Below are 23,261 nucleotides of genomic sequence, written 5' to 3' on the forward strand. Positions count from 1 at the left end.
TTCGTAAGAAAAGGGTGAATAGTTTTAAAAAAAGCAAACTTTTTTTAAATAGAAAAGAGACAAGTTTATTTGCTTTGTCTCTCCTTTGGAAACTGTATAACAAATTTTAAAAATGGTGAACGGGAGTAAAAGAACTTTAAAAGGGAGTAAATGAACATTGAACGAGAGTAAATGTCTTCTGAACGAGAGTAAAGGCAGCTTGAACGGGAGTAAACATCTTCCCTACGGGAGTAAATGAACGTTGATCGGGAGTAAAATTCTTCTAAACGGGAGTAAAGGCAGCTTGAACGGGAGTAAACTCCATCCGAACGAGAGTAAATGAACGTTGAATGAGAGTAAACATCTTCTGAACGAGAGCAAGTGTTATCTGAACATGAGAAAATGCAACTTGAATGAGATCCGAAGAAAAAATAGTCCAATTGGGAACTTATTGGTGTACGCTATAAAATAGAGTTGACATTTGGTTTGATGGTTAACCACAAAAGAGACTCCTTATGAGTCTCTTTTGCGGTTTCTCATGCTTCACATTTATTGTTCTAGTTAGGCTTTTGTGATACACAAATATTTCATTTTGAAAAATCGTTAACTCCTCGGCTTCCACGAGGAAAGATTATGTTAATTCCACTCTTTTTGTTTCTTTTCCCATGAACAAAACTGCTCCTGCTCCGATTAAGATGGATACGCAGAAAATTGTAAAAATCTCATAAATTGAAAAACCTCTGGCGGTAAGATATGGCACCAATAAAGGACCCAGTATTCCGCCTATGCGCCCAAAAGAAGCAGCCATCCCTGCCCCTGTGCTCCGGATTTTTGTAGGATATTGTTCGGGTGTATAGGCATATAAAGCTCCCCATGCTCCGAGGTTAAAAAACGAAAGGAAAGCGCCCGCTGTAACTAGTAGAGCTACTGATTCTGCAGTACCGAAGAAATAAGCACTTAGCGCGGTGCCAATCAGGTAGACAACGAGAACAAATTTTCTTCCGATTTTTTCAATAAGCCATGCGGCGGTAAAATACCCCGGCAATTGGGCAAGTGTCATAATCAGCACATACTCAAAGCTTTTAATTAAGCTAAAGCCTTTTATCATCATGACACTCGGCAGCCAAAGAAAAATTCCATAATAGGAAAAGACGACGCAAAACCAGAGGATCCACAACATCGTGGTTTCTCGGAGATACTCTTTTGACCAGACAGCCGTAATGTTTGATAGCACCGAATTCCTTTCTGTTTGTTTCACGGAAAGGAATTTTGGTGAATCAGGCAAATTCCAACGTAAATAAAGGGCATAAAGAGCTGGAATCGCACTCAATATCAAGGCAACCTGCCAGCCAAATTTAGGGATGATAAAGTAAGAAATGACCGCTGCAATCAACCAGCCGACCGCCCAAAAGCTTTCTAATAACACAACGATTCTGCCGCGTTTTTCTGCCGGCACACTTTCCGATACGAGTGTGGAGGCAACTGGCAGCTCTCCGCCAAGCCCCATTCCGATCAGAAATCTTAACACTAAAAAGGCACTCAAGGAAGTCACAAATGCCGAAGCACCGCTGCCCAGTGAAAATAACAATAATGTAAGAATAAAGACATTTTTCCGGCCTATTCGGTCAGCAAGCAGTCCGAAAAACAAAGCCCCGACGGCCATTCCGATTGAGTTAATGCTGCCAATCCAGCCCATTTGCTTGGCCGATAAGCTCCAATCAATTTTTAATGCAGCAATAATAAATGAAAGCATTCCAACATCCATCGCATCAAACATCCAGCCGATACCGGTAATCCCGAGCAGCTTCCTGTTTGAAATATCATTTTGTCTGTTCATGTATGTCCTCCTGATTTCAAAATCACTGGCATATTTTGCCCCATTCAATTTTTTTTAGTAAAGTAACAGTAAGCCTGCCATATTAAATATTAACACATGTCTTGATACTTAACATACTATTGTCCGTTCAAAAAACGAGCATGAGTATTAAACTCCCAACCCTAACATGGAAATAGCTTTCTTTATAAAACAGAATCAACAAATAAGGCGGTGTGAGCGAAGCAAAGCTCTAAATATTTACAAAGCTAAACTAGTAACTTTCTAAAGATAAATTGCTATTTCTATCTTTGTTAGCTTAGCTCCGCCCCTTTTCCAAAGAAAAAAGAAGGTGAATGTATTCAGTTGTTACATTTACCTTCTTTTCATTTGTATTTTATTGTTTTTTATTCTTAACGATCAAATGGAAGTTTCACTTTATTGCCGACTCTTACATTGACCATATGCAAGATATTAATAAAGGTTATTTTGTAAGTTTCAACTCTCTATTTGAGAATGTATTTAATCCTAAAATACGGTTGCGTATCTGGCTAATCGTAGATGCAAAGATAGGATGATCCCGTTGACGGGGGTAAGGTAAATTAATTGGAAAGTTCATAACAATTTCTCCATCTTCGATCAATATCACTCGATTGGCGAGAGCTACGGCTTCTTCCACATCATGTGTCACCAAAACAGCAGTAAACTGTTTTTCCTTCCATAAATCTTCAATGAGCTGATGCATTTCTATACGTGTCAGCGCATCTAAAGCACCAAGTGGTTCATCTAACAATAAGATATCCGGTTCGTGTACAAGTGCCCTTGCAAGTGCTACTCTTTGCTTCTGTCCCCCGGATAGTACAGATGGCAAATCATCTGCTCGGCCTGCTAATCCAACTTGTTCTAATAATTTATCAACCTGCTTTTCCCGGTCTGCTTTTAATCCTAAGCCTACATTTTGACGAATCTTTTTCCACGGAAGAAGACGGCCATCTTGGAACATGATTTTTGCTAATTGATTCCTTCCCTTCAGTCGTTCGCCCTTAATAAGAATGTTTCCGCCGCTCGCCGGCTCAAGGCCTGCTATCAACCGTAATAACGTACTTTTTCCGCACCCGCTTTTCCCTACAATTGCAATGAATTCTCCTTTATAAACTTTTAAATCAATGTTTTGAAGTACTTTATGAACACCAAAGGATTTATGTACGCCGGAAAGTTCTAATATAGCTTCTTTTTCTTTATTCCAAACCATAGATAACCCTCCTTCCTATTTTTGATAAGTTTGATGCCATTTTAAAAATCTTCTCTCTGCTAATTTTGCTATTATGTCTGACAGTTTTCCAAGAAGTGCATAAAGGATAATACTTAATACAACTACATCCAGTTGCATAAATTCTCTGGCATTCATGGCCATATAACCAATTCCGGAGTTAGATGCAATCGTCTCAGCTACAATAAGCGTAACCCATGTAATACCCAGAGCAAAACGAACTCCGACTAGAATGGAAGGAAGTGCACCTGGTAAAATAATATGCCAAAAGAGAGCAAAACCCTTTAGATCATATACATTTCCCATTTCAATAAGTGCTTTGTCTACAGACCTTATTCCATGGAATGTATTTAAGTAAATGGGAAAAAAAGTACCCAAAGCAACAAGAAACAGCTTTGCTTCTTCTTCAATACCAAACCACAAAATGACGATTGGAATCAAAGCAAGGTGAGGTATGTTTCGAATCATTTGTAAAGTAGTATCCAACAGGTTTTCTGCAATTCTAGAAAGACCGTTTATTAATCCTAACGCAAAACCAATTCCTCCTCCTAGAAGAAATCCGACAAATGCTCGCTTAGTGCTTGCACCAATGTATTCAAAAAGTAGACCTGATCGACTTAACTCAATAGCTGATTTGAGGACATCTACTGGGTTAGGTAAAACCCTGGAAGATAAGATTCCAATTTGAGATAGCAACTGCCAAGATACAAGCAATAAAATAGGTACAATCCAAGGAACAATCTTTTTTTTATTCATATTCATCACCTATTTGCTATTTGGTTTTTAGGGAATTCATTGTTTGCGACAATCTCTCCAAATGGACTTATTAAATTAGTAGAATCCGGAACGGTAAAATCATGTTCTAAAGGAAGATGCGGAAACAATAATTCTGAAACACGATAAGCTTCTTCTAAGTGTGGATATCCAGAAAGAATGAATGTTTCGATTCCAAGGTCAGCATATTCCTTCATTCTTTGAGCTACGGTTTCAGGGTCTCCTACCAAGGCTGTTCCCGCCCCTCCTCTAACAAGACCAATACCGGCCCATAAATTCGGACTGATTTCTAATTGATCCTTCCGTCCATTATGTAATTCCGTCATTCTCCTTTGGCCTACTGAATCAAAACGCGAGAAAATCTTTTGAGATGAAGCAATTAATTCATCATCTACATATTTAATTATATTATCAGCTGCGGCCCAAGCTTCTTGTTCCGTTTCTCTTACAATGACATGTAATCGAATGCCAAAACGAACGGTTCTACCTTTTTCTTTAGCTAATTGTTTCACTTTTGCGATTTTCTCAGCTACTTTTTTAGGTGGTTCGCCCCATGTTAAGTATACATCCACAAGGCTTGCGGCAATTTCCTGCCCAATTTCAGAAGATCCGCCGAAATAAAGTGGCGGATAAGGTTTTTGAATAGGAGGGTATAATAATTTGCCTTTATCTATTTTTAAATATTCTCCGGAAAAGTCTGCTTCCCCCTTAGCTAACAAATCCCGCCAAATCGTGAGAAACTCATGAGTTAGTTTATAACGCTCAGTATGGTTTAAATGCAAACCATCACCGACGAGCTCAACCGGATCTCCTCCCGTTACAACATTGATTAATAAACGTCCATTTGACAGACGATCAAAAGTGGCTGCCATTCGCGCCGCTTGAGATGGTGAAATAAGACCGGGGCGTACAGCGACAAGAAATTTCATCCGGGAAGTCACAGGGATTAAAGATGAGGCCACTACCCACGAATCTTCGCAAGATCTTCCTGTAGGAAGTAAAGCACCTGCAAATCCAAGATGATCGACCGCCTGAGCAATTTGTTTTAAGTAAGGGAAACTAACTGCTCTTCCACCTGTCGTTACTCCTAAATATCGTGAATCTCCATGTGTAGGTATAAACCAAAAAACTTTCATAATTTAGCATCTCCTTTCTCATTTTGTAGATAATAAAATAGCTTCATTTACATTAATTTCTTTCGGAATTAGTTTAAGTTTGAAAAATTGATCTGCAATTTGCTGTTGGTCCTTTGCCACTTCTTCATTCACCTTTTCTAATCCAAACGTTTTTCGATTAAGTGTTAATTCCAATGTCTCAACATCCATTCCAATTTGAGGAGAAAGGAATTCTGCTGCTTCTTTTGGATTCCCTTCAACCCATTTTTCCGTCTTCTGTAGTTCCTTAAAAATAACATCCAATACAACAGAGTGCTCTTTTGCAAACTTACTAGAAGCTAAGAAAAATTCGCGATTGCTTACTAGTCCTGTTCCATCCGTAAGAATGCGGGCATTTGCAGCGCGTTCCGCTTCAGCCAAAAAAGGATCCCAAATAACCCAAGCATCTACATCGCCTTTTTCAAATGCTGCTCGAGCGTCTGCAGGAGGGAGAAAGGCTGTTTCGATATCTTCATATTTTAATCCTGCTTTTTCTAATGCTTTGACTAATAAATAATGGACGTTTGAACCCTTATTTAACGCAATTTTCTTTCCTTTTAAATCTTTGATCGATTTAATAGGCGAATCTTTTTGTACTATAATGGCTTCTCCTTTAGGATTGGCCGGAGCATTTGCGAAGTACACGAGCGGGGCACCTGCTGCTTGAGCAAAAATAGGCGGCGCCTCTCCTGTATGGCCAAAATCTATACTTCCTACATTAAGCGCTTCTAATAGCTGGGGTCCGGCAGGAAATTCTGTCCATTTAACAGAATAACCAAGCGATTTTAATTCTTTTTCCAGGTTTTTCTGCGCTTTTAAAATATTTAAGGTACCAAACTTTTGGTAACCAATATGTACAACCTTTTCTTCTTTTTCATTTGAATTGTTTTCTGAAGTTTCTCCTGACGTGGATGCACTGCAACCACTAATTAGAAAAGATAATACAAAAATGAATGCTATCCACCAGTATCGCTTATCATTTTTAATCACTAAATATTCCCCCTAATCTCTTAAAAATGACAAAAAGTTATATTTTGACAGTAAAAATAATTTTTTTAGTTTTTTAAACACATAATGAATCACTTCCTTTATGCGGACTGAATAATAGGATAGCTCTCTTGCTTCAATTATTGAGAATCTTTCCTTAAATGGTTCAATTTGTAGATGGTATCAAATCGACTCCTCAATTATCGAAACTCGCTTGATAATGATACCTATTAATCATATAGTTTTAGTCGATATTTTGTTTATGAAAAAGGCACCTAATCTCGAAAAACGAGATAGGAGCCTTCGGTTGTCCGACCGGAACTGCAATTTTCAAATTGCTAGTCTCTGATGATACTTCCCTTCTACCCTCTATATATAATTCCCTCCATATATATCACCCTTTATTACTTTTGCTTTCTTTTTTAAACACTTTCTCGTCAATCTTCTTGTAAATTCTTTCAATTTCTTCTTTATTTCCTAATATTTGTTCTCGATTGTCTTTAACCAGTTGAGCGAAATTCTTCTTTCTATGCATGGCAAGTTACATTCCTTTCCCTTCGAGCCCCTCAGCTGGCTTAATATTAATTGAAAGCTTAGATAATATATTTTTCATTTTCCTTCTCTCTAATAAATTCATGAAGCTTTCTAATGAGACCTCCATTTCCAAATCTAATGAATTTATGGTTATCTTGTTTCAGTCCTGCATCTTTAACAAAATCCAAAAAAGCTAAAAGATAGATACGACGGTGAAGAATATTGACAATCCCGTAATCATAAAACCAGTTATCAATCGTATTATAAACACCTTTATTTAGCCCAAACCGTTGGTGGCACCATTGAAAAAACTGTAAATCAGGCAGATTAAGATATTTGCTCTTTTCTAAAGAATTCTTTCTTACTGTTTTGATAGAAAGACCCCATGCTTTTGAATTTTTGTTTTGCATACCGAATGTCCTCCTTAATTTGATTTTTTAAAAATTCGATAGATGGAAATTTCCGTTCATCTCTTACTTTAAAGAGAAGCTGACATTCCATTAACTCTCCATAAATATCATTCTGAAAATCTAAAAGATGAACTTCAATCGTCTTTTCTAAGTTCGATTCAAACGTTGGTTTGACACCAATGTTCATAATGCCTTTATATAGATCTCCTTTTAAAGACACTGAAACTCCATACACGCCGTTCTCTAACTGCCCGGCATCAGCATCAACATTTGCTGTAGGAAAACCGATCTCCCGCCCCTTCTTCCTTCCATGAACTACTCTTCCGCATATTGATATGTGTTCCTTGACAGCCTGAATAACCATTGCTTGCTGCATATTCATCAACCTTTCTATAATGTAAAGTCCATTAAATTAAAGAGGCTCTCAGTTCAAGATAAAATCCACCTTGAATTGAGAGCCTCTAGTGGCCTAGTCGGCATGTTTGAAATTTTCAAGTAAATCTTAAGGGTTATATTAAATTAAATTAAACCTATATGTCAAGTCGGAATTCAAAATTATTTTTTAAACAAAACTACTCAAGAAGCTGATTTCCTCAACATTCTAAAAAATTAATGTTTCCACAACATAATGTAAGCAAAAAGTGAGGCTCAAAAAATTTCTATTTTTATTTCTAATACCCACTTGACAGATAGGAATTATTAGTTTTATTATTTTTAACAGTATCAGTTTATTTTAAAAGAATCTGAATACGCCAACCGGTCCACTGGAGGCTCATGTCGGTTCCTTATGTTTAAGGGAATTGATATGAGCCTTTCTTTATGAGGAAAGGAGGAGGAGAAAAGATTTTTGGATCGGTTAACTAAATTATTAATTAAAAAGGAGGAGTAATAAATGAGTTTGCAATTTGCCTATTGGGCCCCAAACGTAAGCGGAGGACTTGTTATTTCCAACCTTCCGCAAAAAACTGATTGGACGTTTGAAGCGAATAAACGCTATGCACAAATTGCTGAGCGCTCAGGTTTTGATTATGTTTTGTTACAAACAAGGTTCTTTGCCAGCTATGGTGCAGAAAAACAATTAGAAGCTGCTACTCTTGCATCAGCATTGGCAGCTGTAACGGAGAAGATTAATATTATTACAGCTGTTCTTCCCGGTCTATGGCATCCAGGCGTGATGGCAAAAATTATCTCTACCATTGACCACATCAGCAACGGGAGAGCTTCAGTGAATATTGTAAGCGGGTGGTTTAAAGGAGAGTTTATTGGATACGGAGAACCATGGTTAGACCATGATGAACGTTATCGTCGTTCTGAAGAATTTACCCAGGTTCTGCGCGAACTGTGGACAAAGGAAACCACTACTTTTAAAGGGGATTTTTATCGTCTCAATGAAGCACCATTAAAACCGAAACCGATTAACATCCCAAAAATCTTCCAAGGCGGGAATTCGAAAGCAGCAAGAGAAATGGCCGGACGCGTTTCCGATGTTTACTTCATGAACGGAAACTCTCTGGATAAATTAAAGCAGCAAATTGATCATGTTAAATCATTGGCCCAATCAAATGGAAGAGACATTCAATTCGGTGTTAATGGTTTCGTTATTATCCGTGATACAGAAGAAGAAGCAAAGCAAGTTCTAAGAGATATTGTTTTACATGCAGATAAAGAAGCAGTAGAAGGATTTAAAAGCCAAGTGAAATTCGCAGGGCAATCCTCCCCTGAAGGTGAAGGAATGTGGGAAAACTCATCATTTGAGGACCTTGTTCAATACAACGATGGATTCCGCACAGGATTAATAGGAACAGCCGAACAAGTTGCCGACCGCATTATCGAATTGAAAAAAATCGGTGTAGATATTATCTTGACAGGCTTCCTGCACTATGAAGAGGAATTGCAGCAATTTGGTGAGAAAGTGATTCCGCTCGTAAGAGAAAAAGAAGAAAAGCTAAAAGAAGAAAAAGCAGGTGCCGTTTAGGGCCTGCATCCTGCTTAATAAAAAAGAAGTTAACATTAATAATATAAAAATTTTCTCTTGAAATGTAAAGAGAGTCCCGGAGGAGGTACAATCTATGTCTTTAGCTGTTGAAACGCGGCCAGCATTAAATAAAACTACCCGTGAATATTACGAAGGAATCCGGAAAGAGATCCGTAACATTGTAGATACTGTGATACGTCCAAATGCTGAAATTACAGACAGGGAAGGAAAATTTCCCAGAGAAAATTTAGAAGCTCTTATCAAAAATGGATGGGGAAATATTCTCGTTCCCAAGAAATATAACGGTTTGGAACTTGATTATGTAGCGTTTGCAATTGCTGCAGAAGAAATCGGGAAAGCATGTGCCTCCACTGCCCTTGTTTATGTGATGCATGTAGGAGCTGTACAAACGATTACACTTTTTGGAAATGATGATCAGAAGGAACGCTGGTTGAAGCCTATTGAGCGCGGATTGATCGGTACCTATTCAACAAGTGAAAAGGCTTCTGGCGGACACTGGTGGTATAACTTCAGCCAGGCACAGCGTAATGGTGAGGACTATATTTTAAATGCCGATAAATCTTTCACTACAAGTGCCGGTCAAGCTGATTTTTATGTGGTCCAAACAAGGAGCCCTGAAGCACGGGTTGCAACCGATATCAGTTTCTTCATTGTAGATGGAAAGCTGCCTGGAATTAAAGCAAGCCCGTGGGAAGCGCTGGGTGTAAGAGGCAATCATAGCGGCCCCGTTTCATATCAGAATGTATTAGTTCCTAAACGTGATCTTTTAGGAGGAGAAAACCGAGGGAAGGAAATCCTTCTGCATGGCGTATCCCCTATTTACCTAATTGGTCTCGGATCGGTGTGGTTAGGTGTAGCAGAACATGCTCTCCAATTGGCGACAGAACATGTGACCAAAACGATTCATCGGGACTTTGATAACCGTTTAAGTGATTACCAAGTGATCCGCCAGCAAATTGGAGAAGCCAAAGTATTAATCGAAAGTGCAAAACCATGGCAATTCGACCTTGCTGAACAATTAGATATATTACAATCAGAAGGAAAGGAACAGGGAGTGCTAATCCTTCCTCTCACAGAATTCAAAGTTCATACTTCCGAGGTAGCGAATAAAGTAACGAAAATTGCAATGGATGTAAGCGGAGGATATGGATATAAAAAAGGCCCTATTGAACGTCTTTTCCGTGATGCGCGTGCCGGAATTGCGATGGGGCCTTCCAATAACATTGCGAGAGAATGGATTGGCAAAGACCTCGTGGGACTCCCGCTTGAACTTTGGGTAAAAGGCGGAGAATGAACAAATCCTGCCTGAAATATAACAATTTTTGAGGCAGGAAATTCCTTAAAAGGACTGCCAAAATATCTTTTAACAGACCATTGCCTTTTCAACTAGGCAATGGTTTTTTTACAGTCCATCTTACGCAAAACTAAGTCTGTTAGAGAAGCACTTGAAAACACGATTTAGGTCTTCTTTTTGGTTAATTTCATAATCATAATGCCGTGTTGGTCTTCGGAACACCCGCTTAATTTTTCTGACTGCTGTTCACTGCATTTCCACAAAAAAATAGGCCAAGTTTGACACTTGCCTATTACCCAATTTGTTCCTCATTTTCCGTATTCAATAATGATCTTTTATTTTTCAATTGAGTCAGATCGTTCCTTTTTAATAAATAGTGTAAATGTTGAAGCGGCATTGAACCATAACCTTTGCCTTCCCCAAGAGTGAATTGTACAGTGATTCCATTCTGACGGATTACAGTGAGCGTTTCTGCTGAATTAAAAAAACTTTTTATACCTTGTGAAATTTGATATTTAGTACCTTCTTCAATTAACATAGGAAGACTCCTTTTTGATATTTTCCTTGGTAGTATTCCATAAAAAAATTGATTAATACATAATTCTTCAAAGGATTATTGTTAGAAGTTTTGTCTTACCCCGAACATAACGATCGAAACTAAATCAGATCATTAATTAGCAGAAAATGATCATAAATTTTCTCCGGCCCGGCTGCAAATTATTTTGAAAGAGTAATTCTTTGGAATAGTCCTTATCAAGAATATTTAAGTAATTTCGGGCAAATATTATAACTGTTACAAATCAAAAGGAGGTTCTTATTATGAACTCACAACGAGCGCAAGAAATTGCTGCTTCACCGGTTATGGCTAATGTAACCTATAATGGAGTGCCGATCTATATTCAAAATGTGGATGAAAAAAATGAAACAGCTACGATCTATCCTCTTGATGAACCGGAAAATATACAAAATGTTTCTTTATCAAGTTTAACAGAACATTAATTTTTCCAATAAAAAAACACCACCCTAAAAGTAACGAGCTTACTTGTAAGGTGCAAAACGTAAAATAACATTATATTTTCCACACAAATCGCAGATAATACAAAAGTAAATTCACAATACATTTCACACAAAAAGAGTTTGGATATTTTTCCAAGCTCTTTTCATTTCTTGTTATGTTCATTTTAATTAAAGCTACTTTATTATCCTTTAGTGTTAGCGTCTTCGTCATTTTTGTATTCTAAAATATCCCCAGGTTGGCATTCTAATGCTTTGCAAATTGCCTCTAAAGTTGAAAGCCTAATTGCTTTTGCCTTTCCATTTTTCAATATAGAAAGGTTAGCCATTGTTATTCCAACCCTCTCCGAAAGTTCTGTTACGCTCATTTTCCTTTTAGCCAGCATCACATCAATATTGATTATAATCGCCATGTTATTCACCTCAGACTATTAAGTCATTTTCTGATTTTATATCGATGGCTTCTTGTAAAAGCGTTTGAAGAACAGCAGCAAAGACTGCAATCACCATTGAAGCAAAAGCAGGAACCATTCCGATTACGATGAGACCTGGTGCATCGTCTAGCTCTGCTACGAGATAAACAAATGGCATAATTACCACATACAAACCACTGATTGTCATTGCACAGAATTTGATATTCTTTAGAGCTTTAACAGACAATTCAGAGAAAGCTTGGTTCTTGTCAATATAGCTTAAAAGTTTAAAAGCCTGATACAATGCAACGAAAAACGGTATCACTGATACATACATACCTATTAAAATGGGATATAGTATATGGGCATAATCTGGATTTACTGGATTATTAGCTAACCAATGCAACCCAAATATACATAAAGCAAGAACTGGAGTTCCGATAATAAAAACAGCTATTTTTAAAAACAATGTTGTTCCTTGTTTCATAAAAAGCACCTCTCCTATTCATTTTCAATTTGATTTTAACAGGATATTTATCGTTTTACAATAAATTATTATCCTTTTTAATTATATTTTTATTGTTATATAAATATCCTTTTAATTTTAGACAAAAATAAAAAGCATTCCTAATTCCATAGAAATGCTCAATAACATTAAACTATCCAATTTAAAACTTGTTCAACCTCCCCTTTGATCTTGATTTAAATCGACTAACCTCCTCATCTTCCAGAATAAATCCTGGTATGCACATCCAAACGGTTCAGTAATCCTATATGCTATATGGTATAGTCCTCCGGTACAAAAACTCTCAACTGTTTTGGTTTCACGAAAACTTTTTCTCCGGTTTTCAGTTGCAAGTTTTTGTATAAATCTTTTGTTAGTTCAGCTTCAAGAAATTCTTCTGTATCATTTCTTTTTAACTCCAGGTGAACAATAGGACCTACCACATGAATATGCTTGATAACGGCTGAAACTCCATCGTGGCTGTTTCCTTCTCTTTCAATACTAATATCATGTGGACGAACATATCCAATGGCTGTTTTGTTTTCTGCATCAGAAAATTCCGGGGCATCGATTTGAAAATTCCCTTGATGAAGCTTTCCTTTATGAAGACGGCCTCGGAATAAATTCACATTTCCTAAAAAGTCATAAACAAAAGGACTGTTCGGATGATCATATACCTCTTCAGGGCTCCCAATTTGCTCAATTCTTCCGTCGTTCATAATGACAACACGATCTGCAACATCTAAAGCTTCTTCTTGATCATGAGTAACAAATATGCTTGTGATTTGAAAATTATCATGTAATCTTCTTAACCAACGTCGAAGATCTTTTCTTACTTTCGCATCTAAAGCACCGAATGGTTCATCTAGTAATAATACCTTTGGTTCGACCGCTAATGCTCTGGCTAACGCAACACGTTGTCTTTGGCCTCCGGAAAGCTGCGTTGGATAACGATTTGCATAAGCTTCTAGCTTCACTAACCGCAGTAATTCGTATACCTTTTCTTCAATTTCTTTTTTTGAAGGGCGCAACTTTCTGGGCCGAACCTTTAAACCGTAAGCGACATTATCAAAAACACTCATATGGTGAAATAAAGCATAATGTTGAAAAACAAATCCGACTTTTCTCTCTTTTGTACGAATATGAGTGATATTTTCATTTCCAAAAAGAATTGATCCTTGATCGGCAGCTTCTAATCCAGCAATAATTCGAAGCAGTGTTGTTTTCCCGGATCCCGATGGTCCGAGCAGTGCTACTAATTCACCTGTTTGAATATTAATATTAATATCATCAAGAGCTTTAAATGTGCCGAACGATTTTGATATATTTTGAATTTTTATACTCACTTGAAAAACCTCCTTTTACAAAATATTTCGAATTATTTATTTGTTTTTGTTTTCCATTCAATGAAATTTTTCAAAACTAAGGTAACGATTGCGAGAATTGACATTAATGACGCCACTGCAAAAGCTGCTGAAAATTGATATTCATTGTATAAAATTTCAATATGTAATGGCATTGTGTTTGTTAATCCCCGAATATGCCCGGAAACGACGGATACAGCTCCAAATTCTCCAATCGAACGAGCGTTGCATAAGATAACCCCATATAATAAACCCCATTTGATTTTCGGGAGTGTGACAAACAAGAATGTTTTCCAACCGTTTGCACCTAAAGTGAATGACGCTTCCTCTTCTGCAGATCCTTGTGCTTGCATTAATGGAATAAGTTCACGAGCAACAAACGGCAGTGTTACAAATAATGTTGCCAGAACGATTCCCGGCACAGCAAAAATGATTTTAATATCGTGTTCAAAGAGCCATGGACCTAATAAACCATGAGTACCAAATAATAAGACAAAAACTAACCCTGCAATTACTGGAGAAACAGCAAAAGGAAGATCAATAATAGTAATCAGGATATTTTTTCCTTTAAAATCAAACTTTGAAACTAACCATGCAGCAGCTATTCCAAATATGGCATTCAATGGAACGATTATTAATGCGACTAATAAAGTTAATTTAATAGCCGCCAAAGCGTCTGGATGACGAATCGAAGCGAAATAAACATCGATGCCTTTATCAAAAGCTTTTACGAAAATAGCAATAAGTGGTAATACAAGAAATATACTCAAAAATCCCAGCACAATCGTAATAAGCAAGAAACGAACAATACGCGGTTCAGTTGTGCTTCTGGAAGATTGCAGCGGTGGATTCGTTTGTTGTATCGGAATATATCCAGCCATGCCTATCCCTCCTAACTATGAACATATTTTTTATTTGTCCACCATTGTAAGAAATTGATGAAAAATAAAAGAATAAAAGAAATAACTAACATAACCGTGGCAATGGCAGTTGCTCCTGCATAATCATATTGTTCCAGCTTTGTCATAATTAAGAGTGGTGTGATTTCTGTACGCATTGGCATGTTTCCTGCAATAAAAACGACTGAGCCGTATTCCCCTAGAGCTCTTGCAAATGCCAATGAAAATCCGGTAATGACCGCAGGCAAAATTTCTGGAAAAATAACTTTTAAAAACGTTTGTAGTCGACTTGCCCCCAGACTGGCCGAAGCCTCTTCTATCTCTTTTTCTATGTTTTGCAAGACTGGTTGAACCATACGAACAACAAATGGTAAACCAATGAACGTCAAAGCAATGATAATGCCTATAGGAGTAAATGCTACTTTAAATCCTAGAAACTGCCCAATCCATCCATTAGGTGCATACAATGCCGTTAAAGAAATCCCGGCTATAGCGGTTGGCAATGCAAAAGGAAGATCAACTAATCCATCTGCAATACGTTTTCCCGGAAAATGATAACGTACTAACACCCAAGCAACTAAAACTCCAAAAACAACATTGATAAGAGCTGCTGCAAAAGATGCTCCAAAACTCAATTTATAAGAAGCTACGACTCTAGGTTCTGTGATCGTTTCGAAAAAATCCTTCCACCCCATATTGATTGTATGAAAAAAAATCATAGATAGAGGAAGTAAGACAAGAAGACTGATGTATAGCATCGTAAATCCAAGTGATAACCCGAATCCAGGCAGTATATTCGGTTTTTTCCTTTTTAATTTCGACAAGTTTAACATGAACTCTCCCTTTCCAAAGATGGCATAATAAATTCAGAAAAAAGCGAAGATAGATACATAGATATTTCTATGTATCTATCACAGCAGCCAATTTATTTAGGCTCATAAATTTGATCAAAAGTTCCACCATCATTAAAGTGGGTTTCTTGAGCTTTTTTCCACCCACTGAATTTTTCATCAATGGTTACTAACTCAATTTCCGGAAATGTATCTTCGTATTTTTTAAGTATTTTTTCGTTTCGCGGACGATAGTAATTTTTAGCAACAATCTCTTGACCTTTTTCTGTGTATAAATAGTTAAGGTAAGCTTCAGCTACTTCTCTCGTGCCTTTTTTGTCTACAATTTTATCCACTACAGCAACTGGCGGTTCAGCAAGAATACTGATTGACGGAACGACAATTTCAAATTTATCTTTACCTAATTCGTTAACTGTAAGAAATGCCTCATTTTCCCATGCAATTAATACATCTCCAATTCCTCTTTCAACAAAAGTGGTTGTAGAGCCGCGCGCTCCGGAATCCAGCACTTCAACATTTTTATATAATTGGTTCATAAAATCTTTTACTTTTTGTTCGTCGCCATTGTATTTTTTATCAGCATAAGCCCATGCTGCCAAATAGTTCCACCTTGCACCACCGGAAGTTTTTGGATTAGGAGTAATCACGGAAACATCTTTTTTGATTAAATCATCCCAATCCTTAATCCCTTTAGGATTTCCTTTTCGAACAAGAAACACAATCGTTGAAGTGTAGGGAGTGGAGTTATCCTCCAAGCGTTTTTGCCAATCTTTATCAAGTAAGCCTCTCGCCTCGGCAATCATATCGATATCATAAGCTAAAGCTAATGTAACTACATCAGCTTCAAGACCATCAATAACCGCACGGCCTTGCTTACCTGAACCTCCATGGGATTGTTGAATTGTTACAGTCTGCCCTTTTTTCTCTTTCCAATACTTAATGAACTCTTCATTAAACTCTTGGTATAACTCGCGAGTAGGATCATAAGAAACATTTAATAACTCAACTGGTTCTTTGCTGGACGTTTTTTCAGTCGTTTTTTCATTTTTTTCTTCATTACTACTTGTTTGATTGCTACTGCACCCAGCTAGTACAAGTGCTAATATAGCGAAAGCGAGAAAAAGTTTTAATAATGGTTTTTTGGCATTGAACATGGTTAAATCCCCCTTTTATTATTTTTATATTTTTAAAAATAAAAAGGCTGCCATCTTTAGAATAAAGATTAGCAGCCTTCAGTTTGTCTGATCAGCGCAATTAATAGTATTTTATGTAGTTTATACCGTTATCTTATCCCCACTTTTCCAACCTGTCAAGTAGGGATTAAAAATTTTTTCATGCTTTATGTACACATTATCCACTTCACTGATTAACATTTCGCTGTCATGATAATGTCCGTTAAGTATTGCAATCACATTTTTATTCGGAACAACTACTTTTACAAACACTTTTTTGCCGATTGGGATTCTCCTATCCTGTAATAATTTGTAATCAAAATAAGTGTAAGGATGGTATATGAAGAGAAATTGATGGAAATGTAAAGAGGTTGTAAAGGGGCATAAAATGGTAGAAAAGTCCTTGGGAAGGAAAAAATGGATAACCGGCTCAGCCATTCATTGAAATCTTCCGCCCCTTATATTTTGTTGCTTAAAAATCATTTGGCAAGACCTATTTAAACCAGCCCTTCTCTTTCGATTGTTTTATGGCTTCGATCCGGTTCGTTACTTCAAGTTTATCCAATATGGTTGAAATATAGTTTCGGACTGTTCCGGTTTTGATACTTAGCTCATCAGCGATTTCTTTTGTGTTTTTTCCATCGGCTACAAGTTCTAACACTTCTTTTTCCCGATCAGTCAGAGGATTTTCTTCACTGTAAACATCGTCCATTAGTTCGGGTGCATAGATTCGCTTCCCTGCCATGACGCTGCGAATCGAGCTTGCAAGTTCTTCGCTGGGGCTGTCCTTTAATAAATAGCCGCTTACACCCGCTTTTAAAGCTCGTTGGAAGTAACCGGTACGGGCGAACGTTGTTAAAATAATCACTTTGCATCCTAGTCCCTTCAGCTCTTCAGCTGCCTCCAGTCCGCTTTTTTTAGGCATTTCAATATCCATGATACAAACATCAGGCTGAAACTGATGCACAAGAGAAATCGCCTCTTCCCCGTTGCTTGCCATTCCCACCACTTCCATATCTTCTTCCAAATTGAGCAGAGAACCTAGGGCACCCAACATCATACGCTGGTCTTCAGCTATGACTATTCGAATCATTTAAGTTCCTCCTTAACCGCCTGCTTTACAACATTGGGGACTTTCATGATAAGTGTTGTTCCTTCATTTGATATAATTTCCAGACTCCCGTTCACAAATTCCAGACGTTCTTTCATTCCCAGCAGACCGTTTCCTTTTACAAGGTCCTGATCCTCCACAATGCCGATTCCGTCGTCTTGTACAGTTATACATATTTCATTCCACGATTGCTCTATGTTGATTTGGCAAGTTGAAGCCTTGCTGTGTTTGACGACATTTGTAACCGCTTCTTTCAAACACATACTCAGAATATTCTCGAGAAACGGGGATACGTTTGTTAATGTGAATTTTTCTTCATCTGTTACTAAATTGATTTGGGCTGCTTTCAATAGTTGCTTAACACGAACGATTTCTTCTTTTAATCGAACACCGCGCATTTGTGAGACCATTTTCCTTACTTCATTCAATGCGGTTCTTGCGGTTTGCTGGACGTCTTTCAATTCATTACGCGCTTGCTCGGGGTCTTTGTAAATTAACTTTCTCGCCAAGTCGCTTTTTAGGCCGATGAGAGAGAGCTTCTGTCCTAACGTATCATGAAGATCGCGGGCAATCCGTTGCCGTTCCTCCTGTTTCACAAGCTCGGCGATTCTTTTGTTGGCGTCTTGGAGCTGTTCTTCGAGCTGCCCCTGCTTTTTTCGATTATAAATGTTAAATGGAAGAAGGATGACACTAATGCAAATAATAATGATAAAAGGCAGCTGCTTTAAGAATAACTTTTCCTGCAGGACGACATTAAAATTAATCGAGAATATCGTTGCGACCAAGTGAATAATGTATACCGTGAAGAATGCGATACGGTTTTTTATATGACCGTTATAGTAAGCAATATAAAAAGCAAAATAGATAAATTGGAATAGGATCGTCATAGTTGTAGAAATACCTATCAAGATGGAAGTCCACAAATAGACGGGCCAGCCTTTTGAAATAAAAGCAAATCGAAAGGCGATGAAAAATATGATTGTCAGTACAATCCCCACAATAATTTCCTTAGTTGAGGAAGATTGGAAAATAAAATAAAAGGGCAAAATGCTAAAAACGCTCCATATATAAGGAGAAATCCCAGAGAATTTCCGAAATATCGTAAACCTGTTTTGCATATTCAAATCCTCTTTTAAGTGACTTACTTTTTATGCTATCTTATCACAGATTCATCATTGCATCTCAAAATCTTTGTCACTATTTTCTTTATTCCAAAAGGCAACAAATGCATCTACAGCTCTGATTTCACTTGAACTGAGCCTCTTTTTTTCTTTTTTGTCGATAAATCTTTAAATCCTACAAACTTTTTGTTTTGTTCGTCCCATAGGCGAAATCGGAGTGAACTCAAGCTTGTTGATAAAGTAATCGTAGGTACGTTCTGTAAAGGAAGGGTTTGATTATGTGCCTCTTCAAGTTTATAGTTAGGAACCCTTGGGCTTAAATGATGAACGTGGTGGAAGCCGATGTTACCGGTAAGCCATTGCAGCGGTTTTGGAAGCTTATAGTATGAACTCCCTTCAACAGCTGCTTTCACGTACTCCCAGTTCTCATCTTCTTCAAAATAAGAATCCTCAAACGTGTGCTGCACGTAAAAAAGCCATACTCCGAGAGATCCTGAAATTAAAAAGATCGGCCCTTGTATTAACAGGAATGACTCCCATCCGATCGTCCAGGAGAATAGTCCGACCAAAGCAACGATTGAAATGTTCGTCAAATAGGTATTAAGTCGCTCCTTTAACCTGGCACCTTTTCTGTTAAATCGATTCGTAATAAGGAAAATGTAGATAGGGCCTAAAACAAACATCACGAATGGATTCCGATAAAACCGATAAGCTAATTTTGTCAAAAGCGGTGCTGACAAATATTCATCAACCGTAAGCAACCATATATCCCCTGTTCCGCGCTTATCTAAGTTAGAGCTGGTTGCGTGATGGACTGAATGGTCGTGCTGCCATTGGCTGTACGGAAAAAAGGTTAAAATACCTGTTATTGTCCCAAGAATTTTATTAGCAAGCCGATTTTGAAAAAATGAATAGTGGCAGCAGTCATGGAAAATGATGAAAATCCGCACTAAAAATCCGGCGGCAATTACGCAAATAACAAATGTAAGAACATAAGAAACGGATAGACTTTGATAAGCTAAGAACCATAAAAGAAAAAACGGCACAACGGTATTGATTAGCTGCCAAATACTATCCCTTGTATTAGGTTTTTCATAAGGAGCCACTTGTTTTCTCAAATTTTTTTGCTTTTCTTTCGTCATTTTCTTAATTCCCTTCTTTATTTTGATAATGTTAATGATATAGGATTGAAAACGACCTTTGTAGTCATATGTGTCATGTACAAGATATGATAAATGTCATATATGGTTAGTAAGTATATAGGAATATTATTCCTCTAAAACAAAAAACATATGTTAAGATCAACTCTTCCAAAGGTTATCCGGAAGGGTTTTCTTAAATCAAATAAATGAGGTGATCACTACTTTTTTCTGGCTCATCTTGGCTCCTCTAACATCATTAAGAATTTAGAGAAAATATTTTCTATCATTTTTTCCATAATAAATATAAAGGAAAGAATGAGGAGGTATTTTCGTTGACCCAACCATCAATTAAAAAGGAAACTTTTCCGCCGCAACATCAAAACAGGCAACCCGGTCTTGAATCCGAAACCTGAAGCAGAAAATTTATTCTATCGGTCCAGCGGAAAGTTGAAAGATAAAACAGTGATTATCACAGGGGGTGACAGCGGGATCGGTAGAGCCGTGGCTATTCTTTTTGCAAAAGAGGGCGCAAATTGTGAATGGATAGGAGCTAAATGTTACATCGTTTGTATATAGTAGGATAAGGTTTCATGTTCCTTTTGAAGGACATGGTACCGTCTGATTGAAGTATCTCTCGTTAATCCGAGCTGAAAAAATTGATATTCAATTTCAAATAAGAAGAAAAGGCCACGTCAAGATAAGTCGACGTGGTCACTTCTTTACATTTTTCGTCTTAACAGATTATTTGTCTATTCCAGTATGAGCCAGCTTGATTTCTTCTTTCTGGTCAAAATACTCCTGAATTTTTCCTTTTTTATCTGAAACCTCTGCCAACGCAGAGGCCGCAAGCTGTTCAATTACCATATCATCATGCGGTGGGTTAAAAAGACCGCATTGAACATCACGGAAAAGGCGTTCCAGCTTATGATAACGTGACAAGCTGCTTCCCCCCACTATTCTCATCGCAATTTCAGTTATTTTGATGGCATTGTTACAAATAATATGTTTTGCCATACTGACTTCATTTCCTAGTTTTTCTTTTAAGGATGGATCCCTTTCCCAACGCTCAGCCAGTGAATACAGGATGCTTCGTGAAGATTTTAAGAGGAGTTCGATTTCTCCAATTTTTTGCCGCACATGACCAGCAGATTTAATGTAGTCTCCTAAGCTATGTGAATATGTGGAATCAGCAAATTCCAGCGCAAAATCGCGTGCTGCTCCAGCAATTCCCAAATACACCGCAGGAATCTCAAGTGAATAGATTCTGCTGTCAGCTGAAAAGCGGTCGGACTGATTTGGTTCGAGTCGAGTTAATAGTGCATCATCAGGAACAAAAACTTCTTTCATCTCAATATCGTGACTGCCGGTTCCTCTCATTCCCATCGAATTCCAAGTTTCAATCACTTTCACTTGTTCGTTTTTTGTCACTAAGAATTCAGCGTTAATATCTTCATCCTCTAAATAAGCAATGATCGTAAAATGATTAAGGATCGGTGCGAGAGAAGCAAACGCTTTGCGGCCAGAAATAAAATATCCGCCTGCTGTACGCTTGGCAATTGTAGATGGCTTTCCTCCTCGAGCCAGATTTCCTATTTTCCGTTCAGTATTAATGATGTTGATGAGCTCTCCTTTCTCTACGGCATCCCTGCACAGCTTTTCAAATACGTGCTCCGGCCAAGGTCTTGTTTGCCGTACATTCATAAAAGTGAGCAAATGCCAACCAGCTGACAGTGCCGTAGAACCATCGCCTTTTGCCAATCTTTCCTGGACAAGTAGCATTTCATATAATGATATTTCTTCTCCTCCGTATTTTTTTGGAACTGTAAGCTTGAAGTATCCTTCTTCTTTTAGTAACTGAAAATGCTCATATGGGAATGTTCCCGTTTCGTCGTAAACCCCTGCAGTTTTTTCAATTTTTTTTGCTAATCGATCTGCATAACAAGCAAGTTCAGCTTCCCGCTCATTTCTAATAAAAAAATCGTCGCTAAATCTTGTCATATTTTCCCTCATTTCCATAAAGCCGTCAAGACTGCATGTTATTTGTGAAGCACACTCAACTTTTTTGGAACAAATCTATTTTTTGGGATATTAAGTCCTAAATGATCCCTTAGAGTATTTCCTTCATAATCGAGACGGAATAAGCCTCTTTCCTGCAAAATAGGGATAACAAGATTTACAAAATCCTCTAAATGACTTGGCAACAACGGAAATTGAATCATAAACCCATCAGCAGCTTTTTCAGTGAACCATTTTTCCATTTCATCTGCAACCTGATTTGGTGTACCAACAAAACCATCTCTTCTTGCAGGACCAAAAAATCTTGTATAAAGATCGCCAACCGTTAAGTTTTCTTCATCAATAATTTTTTTCATTTCATAAAATTGACTTTGAATACTGTTAACAGGGGGAAATTCCACCTCAGATGCAGGTGTATCGAGCGAGTATTTTGTGAAATCGACATTGCCCATGTATCCTGATACGAATTTCAATCCTTCGTAAGGATCGACAAGTTTTTGTAAATCATTATATTTTTGAAGAGCTATTTCCTCTGTTTCACCAACAATCGGGGAAATACCTTGAAGGATGTGAAGTTCCTCTTCGGTTCTACCATACTTGGGAAGCCTTGATTTCAGCTTTTTATAAAACCTTTTTGCTTCCTCAATATTATCCCGTTGGGCAAATACAACTTCTGCTGTTCTTGCAGCTAAACGTTGCCCAGGCTCAGAAGATCCGGCTTGAACTATAACAGGCTGTCCTTGAACGGAACGGGCAATATTCAATGGCCCTTTTACAGAAAAAAATTTCCCTTTATAATGAAGCTCATGAACTTTTTCCGGATCATAAAACGTTCCTGATTCCTTATCATATACGAATGCATCGTCTTCCCATGAATCCCATAATCCCTGTACGACATCAATGAATTCTTCAGCTTTTTCGTAACGAAGGTCGTGTTCAAGGTGCTTTTCGCGGCTAAAATTCAGAGCCGTCTCTCCTGTAGCATCAGCGGTAGTCACAACATTCCACCCTGCTCTCCCCCCGCTTACGTGATCAACAGACGCAAACTGTCGCGCAAGTGTGTAAGGTTCGTTGTAAGTAGTGGAAGCAGTTGCTACAATGCCGATTTTCTTCGTAGCTTCAGCCATAGCTGTAATGATTACCACTGGATCGAAGCGGTTAAGGATCTGGGGATGAGACTCAGCATTTATTGCTAGACTATCTGCAATAAATACAAAATCAAATTTTCCTTTTTCTGCTATTTGTGCAAGCTTTTTATAAAAGAAAGCATCGATGCTTGCCTTCGGACTTGAATCAGGATGCCGCCATGAAGCAACATGCATACCTGTGCCGACTAAATATGCCGCAAGTTTCATTTTTCTTCCCTTTGCCATTTTCTTCTCTCCTTTTTCGTATGGAATTATTTCCTTTTAAAAAGTTTCTTTGTACGTACTCAATTCTTC

The 23,261-nt window shown here is 37.7% G+C and carries 23 protein-coding genes and 1 pseudogene; 4 read left to right on the forward strand and 20 right to left on the reverse strand.

The genetic code is table 11. The annotated features are described in order from the left end of the window. Window positions 1-610: 610 nt before the first annotated feature. The 8 genes from C0966_RS05570 to C0966_RS05605 form a co-directional block, all read right to left on the reverse strand. Complete coding sequence (locus tag C0966_RS05570; protein ID WP_274854192.1) at window positions 611-1,816, reverse strand: MFS transporter; 1,206 nt, start codon at window positions 1,814-1,816, stop codon at window positions 611-613. Between the two features lie 460 nt (window positions 1,817-2,276). Continuing rightward, window positions 2,277-3,044 (reverse strand): ABC transporter ATP-binding protein, encoded by a 768-nt coding sequence (locus C0966_RS05575; RefSeq protein ID WP_274854193.1) that lies wholly within the window; start codon window positions 3,042-3,044, stop codon window positions 2,277-2,279. 15 nt (window positions 3,045-3,059) lie between these two features. Further along, entirely contained in the window at window positions 3,060-3,818 is a 759-nt protein-coding gene (gene ssuC, locus C0966_RS05580) for an aliphatic sulfonate ABC transporter permease SsuC (RefSeq protein ID WP_274854195.1), read from the reverse strand. Between the two features lie 5 nt (window positions 3,819-3,823). Beyond that, a complete protein-coding gene (gene ssuD / locus C0966_RS05585; RefSeq protein WP_274854197.1) occupies window positions 3,824-4,972 on the reverse strand; it encodes an FMNH2-dependent alkanesulfonate monooxygenase in 1,149 nt (382 codons plus the stop codon). An 18-nt stretch (window positions 4,973-4,990) separates the two neighbouring features. Next, the gene (locus C0966_RS05590; RefSeq protein WP_274854198.1) at window positions 4,991-5,980 is read right to left on the reverse strand and encodes a sulfonate ABC transporter substrate-binding protein; all 990 of its coding nucleotides are present in this window, start codon (window positions 5,978-5,980) and stop codon (window positions 4,991-4,993) included. A gap of 391 nt (window positions 5,981-6,371) precedes the next feature. After that, a complete protein-coding gene (locus C0966_RS05595; protein WP_274854200.1) occupies window positions 6,372-6,512 on the reverse strand; it encodes an FbpB family small basic protein in 141 nt (46 codons plus the stop codon). Window positions 6,513-6,570: 58 nt separating this feature from the next. Further along, the gene (locus C0966_RS05600) at window positions 6,571-6,921 is read right to left on the reverse strand and encodes a hypothetical protein (protein WP_274854201.1); all 351 of its coding nucleotides are present in this window, start codon (window positions 6,919-6,921) and stop codon (window positions 6,571-6,573) included. After that, entirely contained in the window at window positions 6,839-7,297 is a 459-nt protein-coding gene (locus C0966_RS05605) for a riboflavin kinase (protein ID WP_274854203.1), read from the reverse strand. The genes C0966_RS05600 and C0966_RS05605 overlap by 83 nt, the downstream gene beginning before the upstream one ends. A 516-nt stretch (window positions 7,298-7,813) precedes the next feature. Here C0966_RS05605 and sfnG point away from each other — a divergent pair. Together sfnG and C0966_RS05615 are read left to right on the forward strand one after the other, a co-directional pair. Then, entirely contained in the window at window positions 7,814-8,896 is a 1,083-nt protein-coding gene (gene sfnG, locus C0966_RS05610) for a dimethylsulfone monooxygenase SfnG (RefSeq protein WP_274854204.1), read from the forward strand. Between the two features lie 94 nt (window positions 8,897-8,990). Beyond that, window positions 8,991-10,211, forward strand: a complete 1,221-nt coding sequence (locus C0966_RS05615) for an acyl-CoA dehydrogenase family protein (protein ID WP_274854205.1) — start codon at window positions 8,991-8,993, stop codon at window positions 10,209-10,211. A 292-nt stretch (window positions 10,212-10,503) separates the two neighbouring features. On the opposite strand, the gene C0966_RS05620 is transcribed toward C0966_RS05615, so the two are convergent. Beyond that, entirely contained in the window at window positions 10,504-10,749 is a 246-nt protein-coding gene (locus C0966_RS05620; RefSeq protein WP_274854206.1) for a hypothetical protein, read from the reverse strand. Window positions 10,750-11,030: 281 nt separating this feature from the next. Between C0966_RS05620 and C0966_RS05625 the strand changes: the two genes are divergently transcribed. Further along, window positions 11,031-11,210: a small acid-soluble spore protein H gene (locus tag C0966_RS05625; protein WP_274854208.1), complete on the forward strand. Its 180-nt coding sequence runs from the start codon at window positions 11,031-11,033 to the stop codon at window positions 11,208-11,210. Window positions 11,211-11,410: 200 nt separating this feature from the next. Here C0966_RS05625 and C0966_RS05630 read toward each other — a convergent pair whose 3' ends face one another. The 9 genes from C0966_RS05630 to C0966_RS05670 all read right to left on the reverse strand — a co-directional run bounded on the left by C0966_RS05630 (window position 11,411) and on the right by C0966_RS05670 (window position 19,803). Further along, window positions 11,411-11,638 (reverse strand): helix-turn-helix domain-containing protein, encoded by a 228-nt coding sequence (locus C0966_RS05630; RefSeq protein WP_274854209.1) that lies wholly within the window; start codon window positions 11,636-11,638, stop codon window positions 11,411-11,413. A gap of 10 nt (window positions 11,639-11,648) precedes the next feature. Continuing rightward, the gene (locus C0966_RS05635; RefSeq protein ID WP_274854210.1) at window positions 11,649-12,125 is read right to left on the reverse strand and encodes a DUF2975 domain-containing protein; all 477 of its coding nucleotides are present in this window, start codon (window positions 12,123-12,125) and stop codon (window positions 11,649-11,651) included. 290 nt (window positions 12,126-12,415) lie between these two features. Further along, entirely contained in the window at window positions 12,416-13,489 is a 1,074-nt protein-coding gene (locus C0966_RS05640; RefSeq protein WP_274854213.1) for a sulfate/molybdate ABC transporter ATP-binding protein, read from the reverse strand. Window positions 13,490-13,521: 32 nt separating this feature from the next. Next, entirely contained in the window at window positions 13,522-14,388 is an 867-nt protein-coding gene (gene cysW / locus C0966_RS05645) for a sulfate ABC transporter permease subunit CysW (RefSeq protein WP_274854214.1), read from the reverse strand. An 11-nt stretch (window positions 14,389-14,399) separates the two neighbouring features. Beyond that, window positions 14,400-15,239 carry a sulfate ABC transporter permease subunit CysT gene (cysT, locus tag C0966_RS05650; RefSeq protein ID WP_274854216.1) on the reverse strand — a complete coding sequence of 280 codons (840 nt, stop codon included), beginning with the start codon at window positions 15,237-15,239 and terminating at the stop codon, window positions 14,400-14,402. Window positions 15,240-15,331: 92 nt separating this feature from the next. Further along, a complete protein-coding gene (locus C0966_RS05655; protein WP_274854217.1) occupies window positions 15,332-16,411 on the reverse strand; it encodes a sulfate ABC transporter substrate-binding protein in 1,080 nt (359 codons plus the stop codon). Window positions 16,412-16,922: 511 nt separating this feature from the next. Further along, entirely contained in the window at window positions 16,923-17,522 is a 600-nt protein-coding gene (locus tag C0966_RS05660; protein ID WP_274854219.1) for a response regulator transcription factor, read from the reverse strand. After that, a complete protein-coding gene (locus C0966_RS05665) occupies window positions 17,519-18,658 on the reverse strand; it encodes a sensor histidine kinase (RefSeq protein ID WP_274854220.1) in 1,140 nt (379 codons plus the stop codon). The genes C0966_RS05660 and C0966_RS05665 overlap by 4 nt, the downstream gene beginning before the upstream one ends. Window positions 18,659-18,771: 113 nt before the next feature. After that, window positions 18,772-19,803, reverse strand: coding sequence for a fatty acid desaturase (locus C0966_RS05670; protein WP_274854222.1), 1,032 nt, complete (start codon window positions 19,801-19,803; stop codon window positions 18,772-18,774). 347 nt (window positions 19,804-20,150) lie between these two features. Here C0966_RS05670 and C0966_RS05675 point away from each other — a divergent pair. Next, window positions 20,151-20,337: pseudogene (locus C0966_RS05675) on the forward strand (NAD(P)-dependent oxidoreductase); the annotation flags it as partial. 207 nt (window positions 20,338-20,544) lie between these two features. Here the strand turns inward: C0966_RS05675 and C0966_RS05680 are convergent. Next, on the reverse strand, window positions 20,545-21,801 hold the full coding sequence (locus tag C0966_RS05680; RefSeq protein ID WP_274854223.1) for an acyl-CoA dehydrogenase family protein: 1,257 nt from the start codon (window positions 21,799-21,801) through the stop codon (window positions 20,545-20,547). A gap of 38 nt (window positions 21,802-21,839) precedes the next feature. After that, a complete protein-coding gene (locus tag C0966_RS05685) occupies window positions 21,840-23,192 on the reverse strand; it encodes an LLM class flavin-dependent oxidoreductase (protein ID WP_274854224.1) in 1,353 nt (450 codons plus the stop codon). Window positions 23,193-23,261: the final 69 nt, after the last annotated feature.

The sequence above is a fragment of the Bacillus methanolicus genome (assembly GCF_028888695.1).
GTDB classification, from domain to species: Bacteria; Bacillota; Bacilli; order Bacillales; family Cytobacillaceae; genus Bacillus_Z; species Bacillus_Z methanolicus_B.